Below are 3,573 nucleotides of genomic sequence, written 5' to 3'. Positions count from 1 at the left end.
CTTGGATTTTTTGAACCTCAAGCAGCGAGGGCCTCAAAAATCGGTGGGTACTTCAGACCTTCCCTAAGCGACTCATCATCTCCGAATTTGTGGCGGGTAACGTCTTCGGCGGAATATAAAGAGTCGTTATGCCTGAAGGCTTTGCAGCAACGATATCCCGTATCGCTACTTTCTGTATCACAGGCTCGCAAACAGGATATTGCGCCGCTTGATAAAGAAGGACTTCGTGGTCAGCACCATAGAAACTTTGCAGGTGTTCAACAAACACAGGCATGTTTCTACGATCATACCCTCGAAATCGGAACCCCATGTCGCCAACTGCGCCAAGTTGAAGAATTATCACGGCGGCGGCGGTATCTGGTGTTCTAGTGCGTGTCAAAAAATCTGTAGCCTCGAATATTTGACAGCCGTGTCGTGAGGGATCGAAACCTATGTCCGCAAACATGCAGTCCAGTGAGGAAACAGCAGGAAGCATGTAGGCCTTTATGCCGTCGCGTCTAGCTCTTTGAATGGCTGTAAAGCTAGACCAAACAAATATCCCAGGGTGTCCGTAAAAAACTACGCATACTTTTTCATGATGTTTAAGAGCTTCTAGGCTGTGTTCGACCATTTCTTCATATGTCTTGCGTCGCGGTTTATCGTCTGCATAGAGCAAGTACAAATCTTCGCAGTTATCGTTCAGTAGGCGAATTTTTCTCTCGACTACGACGTCTGCGACGCAATACAGCACCTTCCCAGCGGTCCTTATGTGAAGTGAGGTTTCTGGAGTAATGTGATGAGTCCCCTTGATCCCGCTTCCGACAAAAACCAGTTCACCTGCTCGTGTTGCCTTCCAGTTTTTTTCAAATAAATGATCATAATGCGGGCCAAAAGTATATTTTTTATTTCCCAGCGAGTCCTCTACGTCTAGGTCGACATTACCATAATCATCATTATTGTTGTCGTTGTCCATGTCGTCGTCGTAATCCATGTCGATCGCCTCAATGTCGTCGATGGACTCTTGGTAGCTAATGTTGGCGGCGGTATTGTTATTTTCAGCATAAAGCTCGGTAGCGAGTTTTGCATGGAACGAAACTTCATTCATTTCTTGGGAGGCCAGCAGTCTAATGGCTGACCTGCTTCCTGACTTTATGGCGATTCTTTGCTTTTCGTTAAGCCCTGCTTTTTTCATAAAGCCATCGGGGTCGCTAACGTAAGCTTCGTAATTTCCCGGATCAGCCAAAGTCACAAGAAAGTCGGTAAACGGCATGGACATAATGATTCTCCAATGATGGTTGATGACTTGCGTAAAGCATGAAATTCAACACTCTACGCCGCCAGTTGTGGACGTCCTAGTAGAGACAAGGCGGTTCCAACCAAGCCATTGTTCGAGCTACCAACTGAGATCAGGAATCCGCCATCCGTACAAGAGTAGTACAGAAAAGTCCGCGCTATTGGGCGCCAGCGCGACCGCAAACTGGCGCGCGTCTTTAGCCGCGTTCGAGTGTCTGCTCCTGGCCGATAGATGCCCACCGTGAAAGGTAACTGTGGGGCAATTCAATGCGCCGCTTGAGCAAGCCCTTGCTGCAAACCGGTAACGGTCAATCACCCGTTTGATTGGCGAGTAGCAATCAGGCTCGCTAGCCTTGACGAGGGGCGCTGTGATTCACCTGCGTTTATGTGTATCGCCACAACTTCGTCATTTCGTGTTGGTGCGCCGCGCAGTTGGGGCAACTCAGCAAGCACATGCTCAGAAACCCGTTGATCAGATGAGGTGGCTCTATGAACAAGGCAATCTTTGCCGCGCTGGCCATTACGTTACTTGCGCAATCACCGGCTTATGCCATCAGCGAAAAGTACCGTAAGCAGCTTGAGCAGTCGGGTTGCACCCAGATAAGCGAGCTTCAGGGGTGCGATATCACCAAGAGCAAGGCTGAAAATGCCAAGGCGGGGTTTGGTGAGCCCGCAGCACCGGCAGCAGGCAGCACCAAAAGCCAGACCCCATATGCCGGGCAGTGGGTGGCTAAAAGTGCTTCAGGTGCGACGGTTGCCACCATTCGTATTGATGAAAAAGAGCATGTTTGGGTGAACGGCAAACCCGTCAAAGCCAAACGCACGGATGGCGGGCTGCAATTTCGGGCTGGCACGATCCTCTTCATGATTCAGGGGGATCGGCGGCTGAAGGATGAGGATTACTGGACTGATAGTGATGCCGGGATCAAAGGTCTTATTCAGGCCGAATGATGGCGGGGGTTGCAGCCCTCTGTGCGCACTGGCCACTTCTCACTGATCAGAAACGTTCGTCAAAAATCGCTGGCAGTGCCCAAGCGCACGAGCTGTACGACGTCGAGCACCGGGATCAGGTGGCCCAGGCGCAAAAGGTCACCTCTGGCCGCCCGCTTTTGCTCGACGCGCGTCTTCGTCGTCCTGGAGGGGATTAAGTCAATTTTCGCGGTAGATACCTTCATTCAGGCGTTGATCGCTTGGGGTTGCCCGATTGCAGATCAGGATGCCTGTGATGATCAGGGCGCCTCCTATCAACATCGGACTCGTCAGTTGCTCACCGAGCAACAGTGCGCCCAGCAGAACGGCGGTTAGCGGGTTAAGAGCAATGAACACCCCGGAGCGTGTGACGCCGATTGTCTGGATGCCCTGGTAGTACCAGATGTAGGCCAATGCGGAACCTATTGCACCCAGGTACAGCAGGCTAAAAAAGTCGCCTGTGGATAGCGCACTCACTGAAGCAAAATTGAATTGCCCTGTAGCGGTGGCTGTCGCCGTCAGCATCGCTGCGCCAGCCCAGATGGAGTAGGTCACTGTATGTAAGGAGCCAATTTCGTTGACTATGGTTTTGCAGAACACGCTATAGACCACCCAGCTCAATACGCACCCGAAAATTAAGGCATCACCGCGCCAGTCGCTGTTCTCCGCAAGAAAGGTGTTTGGTGATTTACTGAAAATCACCGCTGCCGCACCCATAAGGCAGAGGCCTATTCCGGAGGTCTTCGTAAACGTGAGTTTTTCCCGGTAAAAGAGGAAGGAAAAAAGGGCCATTACTGCTGGGTTGAGGGCGACGATCAGTGAGGCCCGGGATGCGGTGGTGTAATGGAGCCCATAAAAGAAGAAAAGGTTGTAGGTGTATATGCCGCAGAATCCAAGGCCAAGTATTTTCACCAGTTGAGATCGGTTGATCTTGATAAACATTTTTCTGGAGAAAATCAGGAATAGGGTAAGCGTAGCGCCAGCAAGCATGAACCTCAGGCTTGCCGACAGCATTGGTGGGGTGTCGGAAGAAATGTAGCGACCCGCAACAAACGTTCCGCCCCAAATGATCGCCACCAAGGATAGCTTGAGGTAAGTGAGGCTGTCGGACGCAGGTGTTCTTGCTTTTGATTGAAGGAGCATGATGTAAGCCTGACGTCAGAGTATGGAGGTGGACTTGCGTGCTGCATATTCCAGCGTGAGCTCTAGAATCTCTCGCTGGGCACGGCTTCCTCCTAGTAGGGGCCACTGATTTCGGCTGTTATACAGGGCGGCCTCAAGGAGCAAGTGCAACACCTGATGTAAGGTGTTGCCATGTCTACCCAATACAGT

General features: G+C 51.3%; 3 protein-coding genes. 1 reads left to right on the top strand and 2 read right to left on the bottom strand.

The annotated features are described in order from the left end of the window. Window positions 1-52 precede the first annotated feature (52 nt). Complete coding sequence (locus IE038_RS23730; RefSeq protein ID WP_189396401.1) at window positions 53-1,255, bottom strand: SAM-dependent methyltransferase; 1,203 nt, start codon at window positions 1,253-1,255, stop codon at window positions 53-55. A gap of 506 nt (window positions 1,256-1,761) precedes the next feature. On the opposite strand from IE038_RS23730, the gene IE038_RS23725 reads away from it, so the two are divergent. Then, complete coding sequence (locus tag IE038_RS23725; protein ID WP_163939894.1) at window positions 1,762-2,223, top strand: hypothetical protein; 462 nt, start codon at window positions 1,762-1,764, stop codon at window positions 2,221-2,223. Window positions 2,224-2,421: 198 nt separating this feature from the next. On the opposite strand, the gene IE038_RS23720 is transcribed toward IE038_RS23725, so the two are convergent. After that, window positions 2,422-3,384 carry a DMT family transporter gene (locus IE038_RS23720; protein WP_163939893.1) on the bottom strand — a complete coding sequence of 321 codons (963 nt, stop codon included), beginning with the start codon at window positions 3,382-3,384 and terminating at the stop codon, window positions 2,422-2,424. Window positions 3,385-3,573 lie beyond the last annotated feature (189 nt).

This window comes from Pseudomonas laurentiana (assembly GCF_014648275.1).
Lineage (GTDB): Bacteria > Pseudomonadota > Gammaproteobacteria > Pseudomonadales > Pseudomonadaceae > Aquipseudomonas > Aquipseudomonas laurentiana.
This window is presented reverse-complemented; position numbering and strand designations above follow the sequence as displayed.

Bases quoted from the DNA above. Each gene is read 5' to 3' on its own strand.
- IE038_RS23730 (WP_189396401.1), bottom strand. From the start codon at position 1,255: ATGTCCATGCCGTTTACCGACTTTCTTGTGACTTTGGCTGATCCGGGA.
- IE038_RS23725 (WP_163939894.1), top strand. From the start codon at position 1,762: ATGAACAAGGCAATCTTTGCCGCGCTGGCCATTACGTTACTTGCGCAA.
- IE038_RS23720 (WP_163939893.1), bottom strand. From the start codon at position 3,384: ATGCTCCTTCAATCAAAAGCAAGAACACCTGCGTCCGACAGCCTCACT.